The sequence below is a fragment of the Wolbachia endosymbiont (group B) of Erebia ligea genome, from assembly GCF_947179575.1.
GTDB classification, from domain to species: Bacteria; Pseudomonadota; Alphaproteobacteria; order Rickettsiales; family Anaplasmataceae; genus Wolbachia; species Wolbachia pipientis_C.
Map to the genome: position 1 here is coordinate 297482 of NZ_CAMXBW010000002.1, position 20107 is coordinate 317588.

Genomic DNA, 20107 nt, shown 5'->3' on the forward strand with positions numbered 1-20107 from the left:
AAAGCACATATTGTATAATGCTTATTCTTAAGTTAAGAGGTAATCCATGGATTTAAGTAAAATAACAACAAAACCAGATGCAATAAGTGTAGTAATTGAAATAAGTGCAAATGCTGAGCCTGTAAAGTATGAATTTAATAAAGAGCTTGGGTTGTTACAAGTTGACAGATTTTTGTCTACCTCAATGACTTATCCTTGCAATTATGGGTTTATACCAAATACCTGCGCAGGTGATGGTGACCCTGCGGATGTTTTGGTGCTAACTCAATTTCCTTTAGCGCCTGGAGTTTTGATATCGGTGCGTCCAGTAGGTGCATTACTTACCAAAGACGAGAAAGGAGAGGATGAAAAAATATTAGCTGTACCTATCTCCAGTGTTGATAGCTATTATGACAATATAAAAAACTATTCTGATTTATCTAAAAACTTACTAGATAAAATAGCTCATTTCTTTTCTCATTATAAAGATTTAGAAAAGGGAAAAACGGTGACAGTTGGAGAATGGGCTGATGTAGAAGAAGCAAAAAAAATCATTGAAAAAAGTAGAAATTAGTTTGCGTTGATTTAGCCTTAAATTACAGTTATTCGGAAAAATGTTGTTGTTTTTAATGGGTAAATATTGGTATCCGTTCAGGATAGCGGCAAGGTAGTATAACCATAGAGTAAAAGTGAGTTTACAACAAATGGTGTCATCCCAGTGCTTGACACTGGGATCCAGTCCTTTCGCACAAAAAACGTTGTAAAGTAACTTAGTTGGATCCCAGCGTCAGCTACTCTGATGACAAGAAAGGGAGTACAGGTTTCAATATTTGCATGCATCTGAACAGATACAAATATTGCAATTAAAAGCATTAGACAGGCAGTAAAGGTCTTGATATTATAGTAATAATTTGGAAGGGTGGCCGAGCGGCTGAAGGCGGCGGTTTGCTAAACCGTTATACGATTGAAAAGTCGTATCGAGGGTTCGAATCCCTCTCCTTCCGTATATTATTGTTTAGGTATTCATTACAGTAATTTCACCCTCTTTTTTAATTATTAAAAAGTTAGCTAGCGTTTATTCAGTATTTATTATAGAATTAGTTATTAGCTAAATAATTTTATATGCATAAAATACTAATTTTGATATTAATAATGCTGCCGCTTAGGTTACTTGCAACTGAGATTGAAATTGTTGCAGATGTAAATGGTGAGCCAATTTCAAATTTAGATATCGAAAGACGTATAAACTTCATAAATTCATTGCTTGGCACTCAGAAGATTAATCAAAAAGAGGTAAAATCTCAAATTCTAAGACAGTTAATAGACGAAATTATCATTGTCAGCGAAGCACAGAAGATGAATATAGAATTGAGTAACGAGGAGTTAAATAATGCTGTCACGTTATTCTTAACTCAAAGTTTAAAACTTAAGGCTGATGAAGTTGATCAATACGTAAAAAAGCATAATATAGATCTCAATACCCTAAAAAAACAAGTAAAGTGTCAGCTACTGTGGAACAAGATTATTGAAGTAGGAGTTGTACCGCTTATTAATATCAGCGATCAAGAAGTGGATGATGCAAGAAAGCAAAAAGAGAAGTCTGATTACCTTATTACGTTTCAGGAGTTCATAATTCCCGATCAGAAGATAGCTGAAGACTTAGTAAAAAAATTACGTACCAGTAATAATCCAGAATCTTCAATAAAGATGCGCAAAGCAACAGTTAATTTAAGTCAACTAAAAGGTACTCTCAAGGACGTTTTGGAAAGATTAGAAATCAGTGATGTAGCAGGTCCGGTTAGTTTAAGCGAAGGTTACTCTGTTATAAAAGTCATAGATAAGGTACAGCTCGATCATACACTGCTGAAAAGTACTTTAAAACTGAAACAGGTTGTAGTTGAAGGTTCAGAAAGTTTACTCTCTAATTTTAAGGAGCAAAAGGTCAGTTGTTTAAATTTTGACAAGTTAGCAGATGATTTCAAGTTGCCAAGCGTAAAAGAGTTTGAAATAAAAATGCGAAATTTAAATCCTGATTTACAGATTTTATTTAGTAAAACAAATATGAATGAAATAGTAGAATTAAGAGAAAATAGCACTGCAAAGTTGATGATGTTATGTGATATCAAAAATAATGCAATGGATATAGAAGCAATCAAACAGGAAATGTATCAACAAAAGATTATGATACAAAGCAACCTGTTATTGGATAATATGCGTAAAAATGCAGCTGTTAGTTATCAGTTTAATTGAAGTTAGAGAGGTTTGCTACTCCATAAAAAGTTTATGAAGAATATAATGCTCATTGGCGGTGGAGTTGGAAATGCAGTGTTATTTTCGATAGGCAAAGCTTGTCTTGAAAACAATCATAAGGTTTTATATTTCGCTGGCTATAAGAAATTAAGTGATGTATTTAAACGAGCACTGATAGAACGTGCATCAAACGTGACAGTTTGGGCATGTGAAGAAGGATTGATAGAAACAAGCAGAGAACAGGATAAATCCTTTCATGGTAATATAGTTGATGCAATAATCTCATATCAGCAAGGAAAGTTAGGTAAAATTACTATTAGTTTAAACACTATAGATAAAATCATCACTATTGGTTCTGATAAAATGATGAAAGCTATAAATGAAGCTAGAAAAACAATTTTAAAACCATACCTAAAACCAAATCACGTAGCAATATCATCTGTTAACTCTCCTATGCAGTGCATGATGAAAGAAATCTGCGCTCAATGTATTCAGCAACACATAAATAAGGAAACAGGAGAAATAAGTTTTGTTTATAGTTGCAGTAATCAAGACCAGGATATGGAGCTTGTTGACTTTGATTTTTTAAGTGAGCGCTTGAAGCAAAATAGTTTACAAGAAAAGCTCACTGCAAAATGGATAGAACATGTTCAAAGACACTAAACAGCACAAAGAGGAACTAAGGAAGCAATATAGAACCATAAGAAAAGATATTGATGAAAGTTATTCTAATTATGCAGCAAATTCTCTTATTAATCTTTTTAGTCAAAACTTAAGTTGCGTTAAAGGTAAAACAATAGCAGCTTACATTCCAACAGACGGGGAAATTAATGTTGTGCCTTTGATGCATCATTTGCTTGATTTAGGCTATAAAGTAGCAATTCCTAATAAAAGTAAGTTATTAAAATTTGAGGAATAGAATAAAGCAGATGAAGATATAATTCCCGACACAATCATTACTCCTGTTATTGCTTTTGATGATCATTTTAATAGGTTAGGTTTTGGCGGTGGTTGGTATGATGAAATGATAAAAAAATTACGGCCACTTGGAAAAATATTTATAGGTGTAGCCTATGAGAAGCAATATTGTAAAAATTTACCTGTGGAAAAACACGATCAAAAATTGGATATTATAATCACTGAGATATGTGTTAGATTTGAAAGTGAATTGCTCAAGAAGGCGGATAGAAAGGAGTAGCATAGTCTCCCTCTTTCTGATAGTAATTGTTTATCTGTTCAGATGCATGCAAATATTGAAACCTGTACTCCCTTTCTTGTCATCAGAGTAGCTGACACTGGGATCCAACTAAGTTACTTTACAACGTTTTTTGCACAAAAGGACTGGATTCTAGCGTCACGCGCTAGAATGACATCAACTTTTGAATTCCAGTTATGCAAGAAATCTATTCATTTGAAACTTGTTTGAGAAACGTAGCTATAAAAACCGTAGGTAACAGTTGGTTTTTATTAGCTAAAGTAAAGGTCAAATATCTGGAATTCTGGACATAAAATCCCCCTGTAAAAAAGATTAGAAAAAAATGCAGTGCACATACGACAGATATACACTGAAGAATACATTTTTAATAAGTTTGATTAAAAAGTCTGCAGACTAAAGATAGATTTTGAGCTCTTAAAATATCTCTATTTGTAATTATAATGAGATTGAAAATATGCGGAAGTAATTTTTTGTGTCCGATTAGCAGGGTGACAAAATAAGATAGACAGATACATTTTTGCATCAAAATGCTCTTCAAATGTATCAATCCATTCCTTTCCCTTCTTCACTAACTCGTTCAGCACTTGAACTATCTAATTTAGGGCTTGGTTCTATTTTCTGAGCTTTCTCATTAACTTTTTGTTCTACATCTTCTATTTTACCGTTACCAATTGCCATAATTTCAGGTTGAAATTTATATATAAGATCATCAAGTGCTTCTTGATCATCTAGATGAGTACTAAGACCTTTTTTCAGAAGTCTGGTCATATCATCTTTTGAAAAATTCTTAATAACTCCTTCTTCTACCAACTTCTTTATAGCCGATTGCTGCACTTCATTTTGAAGCATTTTTACCACTTCTAGCATATTAGAAAGATTGTTTTTAGTTTCATCTTCTCCAGCTTCTTCTCGCTTTTGTGCCGTACTAATTGCTATAATACGCTCAGACAAGTCATTTTTGAACTTATCAAAATTATTCTCTCTTGCTTGAATTGTAGGCAATTTATCTATTAAATCCTTATATGAACCTCTCACTGCTTTTCCTGCATCAATCGCACCTTCTTTTATTTTTTCCCCTGCCTTTCCTATACCTATTCCTACATAAAGCGCTCCAATAGCTACAAGCGCTATTAATGTAGCAAGCACAATAAGCGGAGAAAATGCTACTCCCAATACTATTCCGGTAGAAGCCATTCCAATTTTTTCATTTGCAGATGCTGATTTAAAATAATTGACTAGATTATCCAGCGGACCTTTATTATTATTTATAACATTACTTATTGCTTGCTGATTAACAGATTTTAATGCCTCTTCTATTATTTTTGAGTTAACACTTTCAGGGGTTAAATCTTCAAGCGCTTCTTCAATGAGTTTTGTAAATAATTCCTTATTTATGGCTTTTTCTAGACCCTGGCTATTAATTACTAATTTAAGCTCGTATATATCTATTTCATCAACTGTATTACTTATCTTACTCAATAACGCTTTTTTTTCCTCTGATGAAGATTTTACAATGCCTCCTATTATATTTGAAATAGCTTTTCTTAGTTCCTGATGGTCAATTTGAGCGTCAAAAAATTCATCATCATCTTCTTCAAGGGCCACATCAAACTCCATTAACTACAAATATACCTAATTATATATACTAATTATTAATTATATTATAATTGACATAAAATAATTACTCCTTTCCAAATATGGAATTTGTATTACAATACCTAGATTATATGAAATCAAGGTATTTTATGGGTGAGAAAAAATTAAGAGCTGCTGTGGTTTTATCAGGATGCGGCCACCTCGACGGCACAGAGGTGAGAGAAGCGGTCTTAACTCTGCTTGTGCTTGATCAGCAGGAAGTTGAAGTCACATGTTTTGCTCCTGATGTTGATATCACACAAGTTATGAACCACAAAACAAAAGAAGAAGTAAAAGAAAAAAGGAATGTACTTGTAGAAGCAGCAAGAATTGCAAGAGGTGAGATAAATGATTTAAGAGAAGCTAAAGCTGAAAATTTTGACATGCTAGTCGTACCTGGTGGATATGGAGTTGCGAAAAATTTATCTGACTTAGCTGAAAATAAAACAGTAATGCCTGAGTTTGAAAGATTAGTCTCAGAGTTCTTTGTTGCAAAAAAGCCAATAGGAACTATATGTATATCTCCAGCCATTATTGTTTTAATTTTAAGTAGCAAGATAGGTAAAGAAGAAAGTAAGATTAAGGTAACTATAGGAGACGACAAAGACCAGTTGATAGAGAAGCTCGGCGGCGAACATATAACATGCGATACAAAGCTATCAATAGAAGACGAAAAGCATAATATATTTTCCTGCTCTGCTTATATGCGTAGTGATGAAAGTACACACTCTGTATATCAAGGAATAAAACACATGATTGACAGTATGGTGAAAAAAATTAATAAAAAAACCAAACAACCATTTCTCTAAAGTGTAGTTTCTTATACAATTAATTATGTTATACTTCCAGTTGCATTATTGTTGTAGCCAAAGTAATCTGTAATTGCTTATTAATGGTAAACTATATTTAGTATGTAAGTTTAGTTCTTTTTTTTATAGATGTAAATATGTCAGACCTTTTTTATATTGAAAGTGAGTGTTGTGTAGATGGTCAGTGTGATACTTATGCAGGAGAAGTGAGTATTAATGATGTCATGTTGGGCAAGTTTAGTCTAAATTCATACAGTGGGAAAAAAGCTACAATAAATCTAGACATCGTTACATTCGATATCCATATTGCCATGGATTACCAAGATGGAAGGACAATAACAAGAGACCTCAAGGGTCCTGAATTTGTAATTAAAGATGACGGTTCCTGGTATATTAATAAGAATCTTGGTAATGATAAATTTGAAATTATAGTAAAGCAGTCGTGATATGAAACATAGTGAGCGGAGCTTACTTTTTAGCAATGTTTACATACTTACTTAAAAAATGGAGATTATCTTAGCTGAACCACGCGGTTTCTGCGCAGGGGTTAAAAGAGCTGTAGACATATTAGCAATTACTTTAGAGAAATACAAAAACGAACGCCAAGTTTATGTACTACACGAAATCGTTCATAATAAGTATATAGTAGAGGACTTCAAGAAACAAGGAGTGGTTTTTGTAAGCAGCATAGAAGACATTAAAGACAATAGAGGAATATTGATCTTTAGCGCACATGGAGTGTCGAAAAGTATAGAGGATGAGGCAAAAAAAAAGGGTGTTCAAGTGATTGATGCAACATGTCCATTAGTTAGCAAAGTACATAAAGAGGCAAAAAGGTATGAGGATAGTGGTAAAGAATTAATTCTAATTGGACATGAAAATCATCCAGAAGTTAAAGGAATTATAGGAAGAGTAAGTAATCCTATATCTCTAGTGCAAACTATGCAAGACGTATACAATTTACAAATCAAAGATCCAGATAATTTATCTTATGTAACACAAACCACGTTAAGTATTGACGATACCAAAGAAATTATTGCTACACTGAAGCTCAGATTTCCAAGCATTACAGGCCCCGACTTAAAAGATATATGCTATGCAACACAAAATAGGCAGAACGCTGTTAAAAAATTGGCTAAAATTACAGACGTAGTGTTAATTGTAGGAAGCAAAAACAGTTCAAATTCAAACCGTTTATTAGACCTGTGTATTTCCAGAGGAAGAAGAGCCTATTTGATTGATAATTATAAATGTATGAACAAAAATTGGTTGCAGGGCGCAGAAAAAATAGGAATTACTGCAGGTGCTTCTGCTCCTGATATATTAGTTGATGAGCTAGTAAATTACTTAAAAATAAATATGAATACAAAAGTTTCAGTCATGCCAGATGGATTCACTGAAAATGTTCAGTTCAAGTATACTAAATGGTAATGTGCAACAACGTGCGTCAAATCAAGTCTTTAGCTCAATTCAATTTTCAGTCTGTTGGAGAATAAAATATCAAGCTGAGATATGATTAATCCTCGTTTGTCAGGTTAAGTTGTGTCTAGCACAGAAACATTAAAATATAAAAAACCTTCATCATACAAAAGGGTTAATATTACTACTAACTTTATCAAAAACTTATAATATAAGTAATATTGTCATCTAATGTTTAATGAATTTCAATAAATTACCTTTTTAATTCTAGATGAGTATACACTTTGTTAATATGTTTGGGTCAAAACCCAAAAGTAAGTTTATGCTTTCTATAGGAAAAGAAGGCACAATGTTACTATATTTTAAAAATGATACTTTAAATAAAAGATATTTTGCTAAGGACAAAAATAATAAAGCTGTTTCTGACTTAATTTCATGTCTCTCATCAGATAAAAAAGCACCCTTATATCTGGTTCTCAATCACACTGATCAGAACTATTTGCTACAGTCTATCCCAAGAGTAAATAGGATTAGTGCTTATCTATCAGCAAAAACAAAAGTAGAGCATTTTGCTCATAATAACGATATAAATTCTATTCTCTTGGTCGAAAAGCCGAATAAATTTAATCAAAACTGGTGGTATCTATTTGTTTCATCAAAAGTAAATCATTTAATAGAATATTGGTTGGACGTGTTTGTTGAAATAGGCTCTAACTTTAAAGGAATATTAATGTTTCCTATAGAACTAGTCAGTATAGCAAAAAAGATTCTACACAAAGATCCTAGTAACTGGAAAATTATAGTTGCTGCAACTAAAACAGGTGGCTATAGACAAGTGGTTCTTAAAGAGAACAAAATGATATTTACACGTTTAATACCATTTACTAATGATAATTTACCAGGAATCATTGCTGGTGAAATATATCAGGAAGTGAAAAATACAATTCAATCTTTAACTAAGTTTGGATTTGAAAAAAATGACCCTATCGACCTTTGCATCATAGTATCAGAAGCTATTAAATCTAGTTTATCAGTTATAAATTTTTCAGAGAATAGTGTGAACATATTGACTCCATATGAGCTAGGTAAACTATTGGTAGCAGAATTAGCTATATGCGAAAAAGATAGCTTTTGTGATACTACAATTTTGTTCCATAGCTTTAAGAATAAGCCAATAAATATTTTTAACACAAAAGAAACTAAAGAATTTTATCTATTTAATTATCTTTATTTAAATTCTCCTCAAATTTTTCTATACCTACTCTTGGTTTTAGTTGTAATTAACGCCTTTTGTTTGCGAAATTTGTATTCAAATTTTAATGTTGCTGATAATTTATCTGCAAAGCGGAGTGCTTTAAATAACAAACTAATAAAACTTAGCCAAAGCTATAATGTAAAAAAGATAGATGAAGTTTACGATTTTATTAATATCAATAATATTTTATCAAAAATAGAGTACTCTCCTCTCACACAAGTTAAGTATGTAGAAAAGCTAAAAGTACCAGATGTAGAGCTTCAATCGTTTGAGTGGAATTATAATGAGGCAAAAAGTTATATTACCACAACTTTAAGGTTTAATTTTCAATCTGGTCAAGACATTTCTTATCAATACGAGAAACTACAGAAAAATTTAAACGATAATTTCCGTACTCATGATATTAGTATTTCTAGCTTACCCACTACTAAAGAGAAAAATCTATCTATTGATGTTGAAATAGGAGAGGCAATGTAGATTGATGACTATCTCTCAACTAAAAAGAAAAGCTACAATTCAGTGCATATATTACTTATTGTTATCTATTGTATTAATAGGGTTATCAACGTGTTTTATTATCTATAACAAAAAGGTTTATAATAAAAATCAAACTGCAGCTGAGGAAATACGCTCTATTAATTTACAGATCATTGAAATTCAAAAGAAAGAAGTCGTTCTAAATAAAAACCTAGATTTATGGAAAAGAATTTCTTCTTCAAACTTACATAGTAGCAGATACATTACAAATTTAAATTTTGAGCTTAACAAGCTATATAAAAAACACTACATGTTAGAACCTGAAATATCAATTTCTATACCTGAAGAAGCTGAACTCCACAATAAAAGTGAACATACAAAAGTAATAAGAAGTGAAGTGGTTCTAAGTTTAAGCTCAATTAGCGATAAGCATATTTTTTTATTTCTACAGTCTATTCCAAATCTTCCTGGTTATATTATGATCAGATCTCTTACCTTGAATAAGCAGAGAAATATAGATGCTAAAGTTATAAACCAGATTTTAAGTGGTAATATGATAGAGATAGTGAGAGCTAGTATAGTTTTTGATTGGTATACCATATTAAGTAGATGAATATAAAGTTGTTTTTTATTTTTACGCTGCTATTTTTTAATGTTAGTGCATATTGCAATTGCGAAGATCTTGTAGAAAATATAGGGATTTGTAAAAAATATTCTTGCCAACAGCATATTAGTAATGAAGATTTTATTGAGCATAAAATATTAGGGTTAAATAGTGAAAATTTATGTGTATATATAGAAAGACAAGGCAATGATGAAATGGTCTGTCATCATTCCAATAATGGAATGATTATAGAAAAGAAGTACTTAAAAAGTATTTTAAAAGTTGGAAATCAAGAAATAAATGACTTCATTGATATAGCAAATTTGCGTGCGAAGGAGTGTTTTTTTATCAACAATTATTATATAGATCGAGACGATATAATAAAAGAGGCAGCAGAGAGTACTTTATCGCAATATGGTAGCATAAAAAGCATTTTTTTTGATGAAGAGCAGGTTAATAGAATAGTTAGTGAGATGGAAAAGTTTAACTTACAGTCTTCAGGAGTTACAGAGGAAGAAAATTTCAATTGTAAAGTAGTCAGTTTAGATTCAATTTTATACTTTTCCCCCGATACATGGAAAATATGGGTAAATGGAAAGTTGTTCATAAATACTAAGGATTTAAAAGTGCACTCAGTAACTGAAAATTATGTAACTTTTTCATGGTCTGTAGACCAAAAGATAACAAAAGAACGGATAAGCAATTCTAAAAATGTACATTTTGGACATGGAGGTATTATGTTTACGCTTTATCCAGAACAAAAATTTGATTTAGATAGTTTATCTATTAAATAATCTAATACATCTGCGCTTGTAGCTCAGTTGGATAGAGCGTTGCCCTCCGGAGGCAAAGGTCGTGGGTTCGAATCCCTCCAAGCGCGTTTTTAATTAAATTTGACAATAATACTCTCACATAAGATAATAAAGATGTTTGTTTTAAAGCATAATTATGTCTAGTGGTACTATAAATAAAGTCATATTAGTTGGTAATTTAGGAAAAGATCCTGAAATTAGGACTACACAAAATGGAAAAGAGATGGCAAGTTTTTCAATAGCCACGTCTGAAAGTTGGACTGACAAATTTTCTGGTACTCGCTCTGAAAAGACAGAATGGCATAATATTGTAATTTTTAGTGAAGGACTAGTAAAAATTGTTAAAGACTTTGCACGGAAAGGTAGTAAAGTGTACGTTGAAGGCTCTCTGAGAACTAGAAAATGGACTGACCAAAATGGTACTGAAAAGTACACAACAGAGGTGGTGCTATACAACTTTAATAGTGCCCTTACCCTTTTAGATTCACGAAACAGTATGTCAAACTCTGATTACAAGCCAAGTGAATACAAACAAAATGAAACAGGACAAAAAGATAAACACGGAAGTTTTGACAACGATATAAAAGACGAACTAATCGATGATGAAATACCATTTTAATAACTTCAATTGAAACCTACATTTTTATGGACTGCTTGTGTTACTCCTTTTAATTCTAATGGAGATAGCGTAGATTACCAAAGTTTGCAGTGCTTGCTTGCAATGCAGGCTCAAGCTAAAAATGGTGTAGTGTTGCTCGGTAGCACAGGTGAAAGCTTATCACTTACTGATTCTGAAAAGCGCACCTTAGTTGAATTTGTATGTGAGCTAAAATTAAATACGAAAATTATAATTGGTGTACCAGGAGTGAATCTATATCAGACTTTTGAATGGCTTGATTTTTGCAAGGGTATGCCTATTCATGGCTATCTAATGACAACTCCCATTTATGCAAAGCCTGGAATCATGGGGCAAACTTTATGGTTTGAAAAGCTGCTTGAAAAAGCACATGTGCCAGCAATGCTTTACAATATTCCATCAAGAGCAGGAGTGAGTCTTCACGCTGAAACTGTACGTAATTTATCCAGCTACGAAAAATTTTGGGCTATCAAAGATTCAAGTGGCACCGTTGATACTTTAACTCAGTATAAGAAAGTTGCTCCAAATATTGAGGTGTTTTGTGGAGATGATAATATGATACCCGATATGGCTGCTAAGGGTGCGGCTGGTCTGGTTTCTGTTGCTGCTAACACTTGGCCACATATAGTACATGAATATGTTAAGCAATGTCTGAGTAGTAAAAACTCTCAGGTAGATATGTGGAAACAGACTTGTGAAGCGTTATTTACCGCCAGTAACCCAATACCTACTAAAGCACTCTTGCATGATATTGGGCTTATAAAACACAAAACTGTCCGCCTACCACTCAGCACAGAAGACTTGCCTTCTGTTGAAACATTAAGGCAAGCTAATAAAATGATTCTTGGATGGGAAAATCAACTAGCTATGCAGGATTAGGACTTGAGCGGATAATTCAATTATACTTAACACAAAAAAATGGGCTAAATCCTCTTCAAAAACTTCTATCTATCGTTTATTAAAATACTCTCCCCATCAACAATCTTCACATCGCTATCAACTGAGCTACCTGGCTGTTTATTTCCTTCTGGAAAAAAGCACTCAATTGCTTTATCAATTAAGAAATTTAAAGGAATACAAGCAATCACACTCACTACAAAAGTTAAAGCACCTATAGCTGCTGGTGATGTAAAACCAAGAGCAACTAGTCCTGCTCCAAATCCAAAAGAAACATCAATAATACTGATAGTACGTGCATAATTTTTAATTTTATATTCAGCGCTGTTGCTATATTCTCTCAAAATTTGTTTATGTCCTTCGGACATGCCTTCTGGTATATCGTTGAGATTTGTAGTTTTTGAGCAAGAACAAGCACTGATTACACAGCATACTAATAACATTGCAGAACCAATGATTCCACCTGCAATGAGAGGTGGCAAGTTAACATAACTTAGAGCTAAACCTGCAAGAGACCCGGTAACAGCTGCCATTCCTGGTGCTATTGCTATTGCTATTGCTATTGTTATTGCTAGTTCTAGTTTTGATTCAATTTTCTTTTCTAGGTTACTTCTTGCTTGCCTTGCCTGTTTTAGTTGTGTTCTTGTATAGCCCATAATATTTACTCCCATTTAAAATTAATAATATAATACTAGCATTTTTAGTTTATATAGTCAATTTATTAAGTAATTTTAATTGACTTTCAGCACACTTTAGCCTTATATGTATGGTCCCAGAGTGCAATGGTATATAAAATATGAGAACAAAATGCCATTAAAGGAGAACTTATGATTACTGGATATATCAGAACAACAGAGACAATTCATAAAGCAATGTAAACTTTCTAAGTACTATAACCTCAACTCTAAAACTATTGTAAAACAGAAAAAATCATTCATTTAAAAGAAAAATAACAGCTCCATATACTATTGAAGTGATAATACTTATAATGTTAGATGTGACACCAAATCTAATTTGAAATATAACTTATTTACTCAGCTTCTTTTGAAACTACTGTGAACATAATATCTATAGATAAAACATTGCATTACCATGCCACTAACGAGTAGCAGAATGACAAGTTTTTCAAACTAGTCCGGTAAAAATCTCAGTCAGTTTAGCTACAGCTGTATGCTTTTAACTCTCCCAAAAAGAAAATTAACCATGTGAAATTCTTGTTGATATGACTTAATGAATAATTATTTTAGGTTACTAAGTTATTTAAGAAACTTTAATAATATTTAGCCCACTTACTTTTCTATTTTCCATGTCACGATGAGCCTCTATTATTTCATCAAATTTATATTTTTTATTAATTCTTACAATTAAAAGTTTTTTTCTTATCATTTCAAAAATTTCCATTGCAGTAAGCACTAACGTAAGTCTATTGTACTTGTAGTGATATATCGAAGTTCCAGCTGCAAATAACGAACGCGAACTAAGTAAAGAGAAATTAATAGGAGCATTACCTGATATCTGCCCATAAGAAACATATATGCCAAACTTACCTAAAGATTCAAAAGAGAGCTTGCTTGTAGCGTAACCTATAGGGTCATACACCGCACCTACTCCTCTATTTTTCGTAATCTCCATGATTTTAGAAACGAAGTCTTTATCATTGTAGTTTATTGCGTATGTGCAGCCACTTTGTAAAGCTATCTTCATTTTTTCGTCAGAGCTTATAGAACCTATCACTACACCTTTTTTATCCTTTGCCCATTGGCATATTATTTGCCCCAAACCACCATTAGCTCCATGAACTAGTACAAAAGCACCAGGCCTGATTCTATAAGATTGATTAACTAAATAGTGAGCTGTCATACCTTTAAACAATACTGCAGCAGCAACTTCATCAGGTATATCATTCGGAATTTTTATCAAATATTTCTGGTGTACAATGCGCTTTTCACAATATGCCCCTGGAGGAGCTGTGCAATATCCAACTCTATCTCCAACCTTAAGTCCATCACTAATTTTTTTACCAAGCTTTTCAACAACTCCTACTGCCTCTACTCCAAGTACTGATGGCAGATCTTTAATTTTGTGCATACCTTTTCTATGTTCTAAATCATAACGATTTAAGCCGATAGTTGTATGACGTATTAAGACTTCCTCATCTTTTGGCTCACCTATGCTCTTATCTACAAATTCTAATACTTCTGGCCCCCCAGTTTTTTTAATTTGTATAGCTCTAACCATGATAAATGTAAGACAAAAACTTTAATTATGTTATCTAGCAATTAATATTTTGCAAAATGTTATTTAGAGTTTATACACTACATAAGCGTATTGTTAATAGTTTTGAGGCACAAATTATGACAAACAGAGAAACTTGGCTTTATGGTGTTTTATTCAATGTGTTGTGTGAAGTGGATGAAGATGACGATTTAGATACCAATAATAAAAATAAAAGAAAGGTTAAAATGTAAAATGCAAAAATCAGATAAAAAAGGAGACTATTGTAAATATTTATATACTTCTTGGGAAAAAAAGGATTTGATATTAATCACAGATTTGACTTGAAAGATTATGATGGCTTTCCAATAGATAGTCTTTTTTCCATCGCCATTAACTATAAACCGTACACTTTAACAAATCTAGCGCAAGTTTTAATAAAAGCAGAAACTAATGTGCAAAACGAAAAAGGATATTTACATACCTGTGTTTTGACCCATTCTCCGGACATATTAAAGGCTCTCATAAAAGCGGGAGTAAATGATAGCCCAAATGAAAACTACGGTGGAAATACCACCTTAGACTATGTTGCTAAATTATATGGTAGAGATAAGCCAATTGAATACAAGAATTGCTATGAGATTCTAATTAAGCATACATTAGAAAAAAATCCCAACATAGAAATGCCAGTCTCTGTAAAAAGTAATAAAGAGTTAACTGAGTACTGGAATGCTTGTAAAGCAAATAGTGAAGAATGGGAATTCGCAATACCAAAAACCGCAACACAAGTACTTAGTGTACAAAAAACAAATAAGCGCTTCTGCCCAATTAAATAGATCTGTTGCATAACTTATTTATAGAAAAAGGTTTGTTATTTAAGCTTAAAAAACGTATACGATAGCGTTATTTCACTTAAATCTTTTGTACTATTGTCACGAATTATTTCAGGGTCTATGTAAAAGGATACTGGCATAGCTGCTTTTTGTTTTGGCTGCAAAATTTGTTCTTCAAAGCAGAAGCATGCAACTTTATTGAAATACTTACCTGCTTTAAAAGGTGTGACATTATACACTGCCATTCCAAGCGAAGGCTGGTCAGATAAATTTTCTGCATAATAAAACACTAAACTTTTTTGCCCTATATTCGTATCAATGTAGTTAGTTTCTGATTTAAATTCCCAAGGCAGACCGGACATTACATCAGCATTGAAGTAAACCCTGATTTTTTGGTCAGTTGCATTTATTGTCGTATTAGTTGCTTTTCTCGTTGTGCCACCATATCCAGTAGCTTTGCAAAAGATACTATACAATGGCACTGAAGCATATGCAAGACACAGCATCAATGCCACTAAAGATACTAGGAAAAAAACTATAGAATTTTCATTATTTCCCCTTAAAAAGGAGAACACCTAATCCCTATTATTAAACAAGTTAAGTAACCTAAGTAAATTGAGGAATATGTTGATAAAGTCAAAGTAAAGATTAGTTGCACCAAGTACTGCCAACTTAGTAGTTGCAACCTCTGAGCCATCATTATACCTATAATAAACATCTTTGATTCTCTGAGCATCGTACGCGGTCATTAAAGTAAACACTATTACTGACACAAATGATATTGCAAAATAGAGTGGACTACTCCCAAGGAACAGATTAACTATAGATGCAATGATTAATCCCCAGATTCCCATAATCAAAAAAGAACCCATACTGGTCAGATCTTTTTTTGTAGTATTACCATATAAAGCCATAGAACCAAACATGATCGATGTAATGAAAAATGCTCTCGCTATATTTTCTGCAGTATAAATTATAAAAATATGAGATAAAGAAATTCCCATTAAAACTGAGAATAGAAAAAATACAGTAAGTGTTGACTGAGCACTTAGGTGTTGAAGCCTAAAAGACATATAAAACACCAATGCAACTGGAGATAGCATTACCACAAGCGATAGAACAGGATTGGAATAAATCACCTGGAAAAGACCAGAAAACACTGTTAAAAACGCAACAAGCCCTGTAACACCTAAAGCTAAAGCCATATAATTGTATACTTTAGTTAGGTAACTCCTGAGTCCAGCACTATAATAAACGCCCTGAGAGCGAATATCCTGTTCGTTTTTCATATAAGACATATGTAACTCCTTATTATCTCTTGATGGTATATTATAATACAATACAGCGTTTTTATCAAGTATAAAATGACATACTACAATTGAATGGTGTGGTATGCAATTAGAGAATTTCTTCCATAACTATAAGCAAATCGGGTTTCAGCAGCATGTAACTATTATAACAACCTCTGGCAATAGAAACTACTTTCACCATTCCCTCTATCATGATTTAAGGGGAATGGTGAAAGTAGTTTTTGCAGGGAACGTTCAAAAAAGTGTGTCAAACCGAGAAGTAAAGTAATAAATTGATATAAAAAATGGAGGTTTGATATGAGTCAAGCAAATAGAACTAATGGGTTGGTAGATTATAAAGAATTAGAAACAAATATCCTGTCATCTATACGAGAAGGAAAACCATTGACAGGAAAAGATGGAGCATTAACACCGTTTATAAAAAGGTTGCTAGAGGCAAGTCTGGAAGGTGAAATAGAAAACCACATGTCAGCTAAAAGTGAAGAAAATAACCGAAGAAATGGGAGAAACGCAAAAACTTTACGCACGAGTGGAGGCTCATTTGAGCTGCTAACACCAAGAGATAGGGAGGGAAGTTTTGAACCACAAATAGTTAGAAAAAGGCAAACAAGCCTACATCCAGAACTTGAAGCAAAGGTATTAAGTACATACGCCAGTGGCATGGGATACAGAGACATAGCTTCACACGTTGAGGAAATATATGACCACAAAATATCAGCAGCAGAGATATCCAGTATTACTGATAAACTGCTACCAATAATCAATGAATGGCGCAGCCGTCCACTGCAATCAGTATATCCAATAGTGTTCATGGATGGCATGTTTTTTAAGGTTAAGGAGGATGGACATTGTGTAAGCAAGTGTATGTATAACATATTAGGCATAGATCAAAATGGCAGAAAAGAAGTATTAGGTTTTTATTTGGCTGAAAGTGAGGGAGCTAATTTCTGGTTGGGAGTGCTAAATGACCTCAAAGAAAGAGGAGTAGAAGATATTCTAATTGCCTGCATTGATGGGCTAAAAAGCTTTTCTACAGCTATAAATAGTATATTTCCTAAAGCAGAAGTACAACTATGTATAGTGCATCAGATAAGGAATTCACTGAAATATGTATCTAGCAAAGATGTAAAAGTTTTCATGAATGATTTGAAAAAAATATATCGTGCTTCAAGTAAAGAAATTGCCGAAAATTATTTGCTTGAACTGGAGGAAAAATGGGGCGAAAAGTATCCATTAGTCATAAAATCTTGGCAGAATAATTGGGAAAATTTGTCCAGTTATTTTAAGTATTCAGGTCCTGTTAGGAGGCTAATTTATACCACTAATCCTATTGAGGGACTGCACAGACAGATTAGAAAATTTACTAAAACCAAAGGCTCATTTACTAATACAAATGCCTTGTATAAACAGGTATATTGTGCTATAAAAAAAGTAGAGCAAAAATGGGCTATGGCTTTACCTAATTGGGCTTTAACTATATCTCAACTTGATATCTTTTTTCCTGATAGATTAAAAATTGAGTTGAATTAAAAATACGGTTTGACACACTTTTTTGAACGTTCCCAACTTTTTGTTTTTTATTGTATTATCTTATTCAATCAAAAGGGGTTTTATTGGCAATAAAAACATCAACACTAATTTCTAATTAATCTCTTTAAACTATGCAGCCAATGAATATGTGGATAAATACGTCCACACAAACTTAAAGTATTTATTCACATATTCATTAAGCTTATAAAAACTAAGGTATCATTCTTTTCCTCTATAGTCTTAATAGATTTTACATGAGTTGAAAGTAGCATGCTTCCATTGTTCTCTCCGCGGTCTAATATGGCTAATTTATATTGTAGCCAAGCCGCACTATACTTGTTAGGCGGAAGTGGACGGCAACATGTACGCCACGAAGTCTATGCTTCAACTTATCCTCTTGCTTATCCCTTCCATCGGCATTGCTATCTTTACTTTCAGTAAAATTATTGTTTTATACTTCTTTAGTGTTTATTGATAGCAAAACTCTTTTCTATCGATTAGCATCCTGTGCATAATCACGGCTAATTTTCTTGCTACTGCAACAATTGCTTTTTTCATGCCTTTTTTCTTCTTAAGCTTCAATCCCCAGCTTCTTAATTTAAATGTCCTTTTACATTTTACCAGTAAGACCTGCGCAGCTTCATATAACATATTCCTACAGTCCACTGGTCCCATTTTTGATATACTTCCGTGTCGATCAATCTCACCAGAAGCGTACTGTCTTGGACTTAATTCCATATAGGCTCCAACTGTATAAGATGTTTCAAACCTATGTGGATTATCTATTGCAGCCTTGAACGTCATTGCTACTATAATACCAACCCCTGGTATCGTGGTTAATAACTTACAATCCTCATCTTTTTTGCCTTGTTCTGAGAGAATTTTATCAAGTTTTCTTGTTGATTCTTCTATTGTTTCTAAACTATGTACTAATGATTCAATTGAGGTTTGGCTAATTTCATCTAGGTTGTTAACCATTTCTTGCACTTTTAAAACAAAATTTGCAGAACTAAGACGTTGATTAACTTTTATCCCGTATATTTTCAGTAATCCCCTTATTGTTCCCGCAATTTGCTCTCTGCTACGTATTAATTGTCTTCTGCTTCCAAGTATTATTTTAACCTGACAAGCTTCGTCTGATTTTACTAATACCTCCTTAAATAGCCCAACTCTCATCATTTGTGCTATGCCTCTTGCATCATTTTTATCATTCTTATTGATTCTCGCAGATAATGCTGCTGCCATATGCCTTGCATCTACACAAGTTACTGGTAATCCAAGATTCCTCAACTCTTTGCACATCGATATTGATAATTGACCGCTTTCTATTCCTATGGACTCGTATTTTTTGTTTTGACCAAGCAGAAACTCAGCTATTGCACTGCTTTCACTTGCAACAACCCCTTCTTTAACAATTTTTCCTTTCTCATCAACGATACTAATAAAAGTTTCTTTGAGTGAGACATCTAACCCGCTATAATGTTTCATGAGACTACTCCTACTGTAAAAGTTTAAATTATTTTTGAAGAACTAATTCATTGAATTTGTTACTTCGTGCTAAAATAATGGAGTATGTCTCTCCATCATTCAATAGCAATTACAGTATGTACGCCACACAAACTGAAAGTACTTATACACAGTTACACTAGTTTATAGAAGGTATCAGCCTAAATTAAAACTTTTTGTTATTTTTTATTCTTTTTAGCTAAATAATTTGTTGACAATAAAGACGGTATCTGGTGAGTAGTAGATTACTCGCAACATCGGCCATAGTACTTTCACCAAAGTATTTGTTGAGAATAAATTCCATATTTCTATATGAGTACTGAGAACCACTCAGCCAAGAAGCAATTGATTTTCTCCAAAATGATGATTGAAAGATATATGCTCCATACTCTTGGTAAAGTTCAACCAAATCATTGGCAGAGTATTGAAGTTTATTGCTTTTACAAAGTCCAGCAACAATAATCCCACCGGTTGAGGTTTCTGCCATTAAATCAAAAATCTGGGAAATTGGCTTTTTTGTCCTAGATTCAATTTCTGCTAGAATAATGGCAGGTATTATCCCTATAATGCCACCTCCATCTACAGATAAAATGTACTTTGTCACTGTAAAATTTATTTGTGTTTGTGAATAGCTTCAAGTTCGTTGACTTCTTCAGTGAGGTTTTTCACTCTCTCTTCAAGTCGATAGACTATTTCGATTAGTCCTTGGTTTTTTTCTATAAAT

At 32.9% G+C, this 20107-nt stretch carries 20 protein-coding genes, 2 tRNA genes and 2 pseudogenes; 17 read left to right on the top strand and 7 right to left on the bottom strand.

Going from position 1 to position 20107, the window contains the following annotated elements:
- The first annotated feature begins 46 nt into the window (after positions 1 to 46).
- From ppa to OM962_RS01935, 5 genes and pseudogenes are all read left to right on the top strand, one after another.
- Entirely contained in the window at positions 47 to 553 is a 507-nt protein-coding gene (ppa, locus tag OM962_RS01915; protein WP_264330633.1) for an inorganic diphosphatase, read from the top strand.
- Between the two features lie 339 nt (positions 554 to 892).
- Positions 893 to 983 (top strand) — tRNA-Ser (locus OM962_RS01920).
- A 118-nt stretch (positions 984 to 1101) separates the two neighbouring features.
- Entirely contained in the window at positions 1102 to 2229 is a 1128-nt protein-coding gene (locus OM962_RS01925) for a SurA N-terminal domain-containing protein (protein WP_264330634.1), read from the top strand.
- A gap of 33 nt (positions 2230 to 2262) precedes the next feature.
- Positions 2263 to 2892 (top strand): ferredoxin reductase domain-containing protein, encoded by a 630-nt coding sequence (locus OM962_RS01930; RefSeq protein ID WP_264330635.1) that lies wholly within the window; start codon positions 2263 to 2265, stop codon positions 2890 to 2892.
- Positions 2876 to 3427 (top strand): annotated as a pseudogene (locus OM962_RS01935) (5-formyltetrahydrofolate cyclo-ligase). Before OM962_RS01930 ends, OM962_RS01935 begins: the two are co-directional and overlap by 17 nt.
- A gap of 561 nt (positions 3428 to 3988) precedes the next feature.
- On the opposite strand, the gene OM962_RS01940 reads toward OM962_RS01935, so the two are convergent.
- Positions 3989 to 5062 carry a hypothetical protein gene (locus OM962_RS01940; protein WP_264330636.1) on the bottom strand — a complete coding sequence of 358 codons (1074 nt, stop codon included), beginning with the start codon at positions 5060 to 5062 and terminating at the stop codon, positions 3989 to 3991.
- A gap of 128 nt (positions 5063 to 5190) precedes the next feature.
- Between OM962_RS01940 and elbB the strand changes: the two genes are divergently transcribed.
- The 9 genes from elbB to dapA all read left to right on the top strand — a co-directional run bounded on the left by elbB (position 5191) and on the right by dapA (position 11972).
- Positions 5191 to 5889: an isoprenoid biosynthesis glyoxalase ElbB gene (gene elbB / locus OM962_RS01945; protein ID WP_264330637.1), complete on the top strand. Its 699-nt coding sequence runs from the start codon at positions 5191 to 5193 to the stop codon at positions 5887 to 5889.
- Between the two features lie 137 nt (positions 5890 to 6026).
- Positions 6027 to 6335, top strand: a complete 309-nt coding sequence (locus OM962_RS01950) for a hypothetical protein (protein ID WP_264330638.1) — start codon at positions 6027 to 6029, stop codon at positions 6333 to 6335.
- A 58-nt stretch (positions 6336 to 6393) separates the two neighbouring features.
- Positions 6394 to 7320, top strand: a complete 927-nt coding sequence (ispH, locus tag OM962_RS01955; protein ID WP_264330639.1) for a 4-hydroxy-3-methylbut-2-enyl diphosphate reductase — start codon at positions 6394 to 6396, stop codon at positions 7318 to 7320.
- A 280-nt stretch (positions 7321 to 7600) separates the two neighbouring features.
- Positions 7601 to 9040: a hypothetical protein gene (locus OM962_RS01960; protein WP_264331003.1), complete on the top strand. Its 1440-nt coding sequence runs from the start codon at positions 7601 to 7603 to the stop codon at positions 9038 to 9040.
- Between the two features lie 4 nt (positions 9041 to 9044).
- Positions 9045 to 9653, top strand: a complete 609-nt coding sequence (locus OM962_RS01965) for a hypothetical protein (RefSeq protein ID WP_264330640.1) — start codon at positions 9045 to 9047, stop codon at positions 9651 to 9653.
- Positions 9650 to 10438, top strand: coding sequence for a hypothetical protein (locus tag OM962_RS01970; protein WP_264330641.1), 789 nt, complete (start codon positions 9650 to 9652; stop codon positions 10436 to 10438). The genes OM962_RS01965 and OM962_RS01970 overlap by 4 nt, the downstream gene beginning before the upstream one ends.
- 12 nt (positions 10439 to 10450) lie before the next feature.
- A tRNA-Arg gene (locus tag OM962_RS01975) sits at positions 10451 to 10524 on the top strand.
- Positions 10525 to 10592: 68 nt separating this feature from the next.
- The gene (ssb, locus tag OM962_RS01980) at positions 10593 to 11075 is read left to right on the top strand and encodes a single-stranded DNA-binding protein (RefSeq protein ID WP_264330642.1); all 483 of its coding nucleotides are present in this window, start codon (positions 10593 to 10595) and stop codon (positions 11073 to 11075) included.
- A 9-nt stretch (positions 11076 to 11084) separates the two neighbouring features.
- Entirely contained in the window at positions 11085 to 11972 is an 888-nt protein-coding gene (gene dapA, locus OM962_RS01985) for a 4-hydroxy-tetrahydrodipicolinate synthase (RefSeq protein ID WP_264330643.1), read from the top strand.
- A 65-nt stretch (positions 11973 to 12037) separates the two neighbouring features.
- Here dapA and OM962_RS01990 read toward each other — a convergent pair whose 3' ends face one another.
- Both OM962_RS01990 and OM962_RS01995 read right to left on the bottom strand, forming a co-directional pair.
- Positions 12038 to 12646, bottom strand: coding sequence for a hypothetical protein (locus OM962_RS01990; RefSeq protein ID WP_264330644.1), 609 nt, complete (start codon positions 12644 to 12646; stop codon positions 12038 to 12040).
- A gap of 604 nt (positions 12647 to 13250) precedes the next feature.
- Entirely contained in the window at positions 13251 to 14228 is a 978-nt protein-coding gene (locus OM962_RS01995; RefSeq protein ID WP_264330645.1) for a quinone oxidoreductase family protein, read from the bottom strand.
- A gap of 281 nt (positions 14229 to 14509) precedes the next feature.
- Between OM962_RS01995 and OM962_RS02000 the strand changes: the two genes are divergently transcribed.
- A complete protein-coding gene (locus OM962_RS02000) occupies positions 14510 to 15040 on the top strand; it encodes a hypothetical protein (protein ID WP_264330646.1) in 531 nt (176 codons plus the stop codon).
- 35 nt (positions 15041 to 15075) lie between these two features.
- Here the strand turns inward: OM962_RS02000 and OM962_RS02005 are convergent, their stop codons facing one another.
- Positions 15076 to 15612, bottom strand: a complete 537-nt coding sequence (locus OM962_RS02005; protein ID WP_264330647.1) for a cytochrome c oxidase assembly protein — start codon at positions 15610 to 15612, stop codon at positions 15076 to 15078.
- Positions 15613 to 16335 carry a Bax inhibitor-1/YccA family protein gene (locus OM962_RS02010; RefSeq protein WP_017531931.1) on the bottom strand — a complete coding sequence of 241 codons (723 nt, stop codon included), beginning with the start codon at positions 16333 to 16335 and terminating at the stop codon, positions 15613 to 15615. It lies immediately after the preceding gene.
- Positions 16336 to 16429: 94 nt separating this feature from the next.
- Here OM962_RS02010 and OM962_RS02015 point away from each other — a divergent pair, with 94 nt between their 5' ends.
- Both OM962_RS02015 and OM962_RS02020 read left to right on the top strand, forming a co-directional pair.
- Positions 16430 to 16615 (top strand): hypothetical protein, encoded by a 186-nt coding sequence (locus OM962_RS02015; protein WP_264330648.1) that lies wholly within the window; start codon positions 16430 to 16432, stop codon positions 16613 to 16615.
- 29 nt (positions 16616 to 16644) lie between these two features.
- Positions 16645 to 17877 (top strand): IS256 family transposase, encoded by a 1233-nt coding sequence (locus OM962_RS02020; protein ID WP_264330447.1) that lies wholly within the window; start codon positions 16645 to 16647, stop codon positions 17875 to 17877.
- Positions 17878 to 18345: 468 nt separating this feature from the next.
- On the opposite strand, the gene OM962_RS02025 is transcribed toward OM962_RS02020, so the two are convergent.
- Entirely contained in the window at positions 18346 to 19365 is a 1020-nt protein-coding gene (locus OM962_RS02025; RefSeq protein WP_264330649.1) for an IS110 family RNA-guided transposase, read from the bottom strand.
- 235 nt (positions 19366 to 19600) lie between these two features.
- Positions 19601 to 19987 (bottom strand): annotated as a pseudogene (locus OM962_RS02030) (patatin-like phospholipase family protein); the annotation flags it as partial.
- Positions 19988 to 20107 lie beyond the last annotated feature (120 nt).